Source organism: Hymenobacter agri (assembly GCF_054778495.1).
The window spans coordinates 1-1,125 of the sequence record NZ_BAAGZM010000951.1 but is presented as its reverse complement, the minus strand read 5'-3'; the positions used below and the strand labels follow the sequence as shown (position 1 = coordinate 1,125).

Sequence of the window (1,125 nt, the reverse complement as noted above, 5' to 3'; positions counted from 1 at the left end):
GGGCGGCGGCGTTGGCAAATTGCTGCTGCAAATTGGCCCCGAGGCGCACGATGGGGTTGGGGTTTTCGTCGCGCAAGCGGTTCAGCGACTCCACCAATTGCTCGGCCTGGCGGGCGCGGGCCAGGGCATCCGTGAGTTCGCGGATGCGCGCCTCGGCGGCCGCCAGGGCCGTTGAAAATTCAGCTTCAGGAAGTGAAGCAGCAGATGTAGGCATCATGACGCAGCAACATTAGACAAGCTAATGTACTACCCATTATTCCCGGTTCGGCATTGCGGCCGCGGCCGAAGCCGGTAGGGGGCACCCGATTTAGCTGGGCAACAGGTCAATCCAGCCATCTTCGCTCACCACCACGGCCAGCACCGGGTACTTGCTGCTGTTCACGTAGCGCAGGGCCGAGTTGAAGCGCGAGCCGCGCGAAGAGTCGCCCTTCTCGGTGGCCAGCCCGTCGAGAATGGCCCCGATGGCGTGGCAGATGCCGTTGGGCTCGATGAGCACGGCCCCGTCGATGTTGGTAACCAGCCGCAGCACCGTGGGCGTCATGATGCGCGGCACCACCCGGAAACACTGCCGCGTGAGGCGCTGGGCCTCCTGTGCCGCTCCGGCGCTGATAACCAGAATAGTACCATTGGGCTGCGTAGTGGCTTTCTGGGCCAAATCCCAGAGGTAGTCGGTGCTGTCCACGCTCAGGTCGGGAAACACGATGCGGATGACGCGGGCAAAGTTGTCGGCCGCCACTTGGCCCTGGGGCAGGCGCGGCGTGTTGCTCACTACGCGCATCAGCACGTGGCCGGCGTGGCTCACCTCCCAGCTGTAGTGGTTGGTGAAATGCACCGTTACCAGGGGCTCGAACTGCGCGTCGGACTGCGGCACCAGCTGGCCCAGGCCAAACACGTGCGAGGCATCCGAAATCAGGGCCGTGTGGCCCTCGCTCAATTCCAGCAGCTTCCGGATGGAGCGGTGGTCGCGCATGGGCACGGGCGTTTCGAGCGTGAGCACCGGCACTACGGCCGGGTGCAGGCGCCGGCTCACCAGCATGGTGCCAATGGCCTCGTCGCCCTCGTGGCGCAAGGCGGCCACGCCGTTGCAGGCGTCGTAGAGGCCGTGGGTGCCGGCCGGGGCCACGC

General features: G+C 65.7%; 2 protein-coding genes. Both read right to left on the bottom strand.

Features of this window, described 5'->3' with window-relative positions; genetic code table 11:
* The coding region (locus ACYVDE_RS23635) for a hypothetical protein (RefSeq protein WP_460503975.1) at positions 1–217 on the bottom strand (217 nt) is incomplete at its 3' end.
* 90 nt (positions 218–307) lie between these two features.
* Positions 308–1,125 (bottom strand): diadenylate cyclase (locus tag ACYVDE_RS23630; protein ID WP_460503974.1); only part of this gene is annotated, 818 nt, incomplete at its 5' end.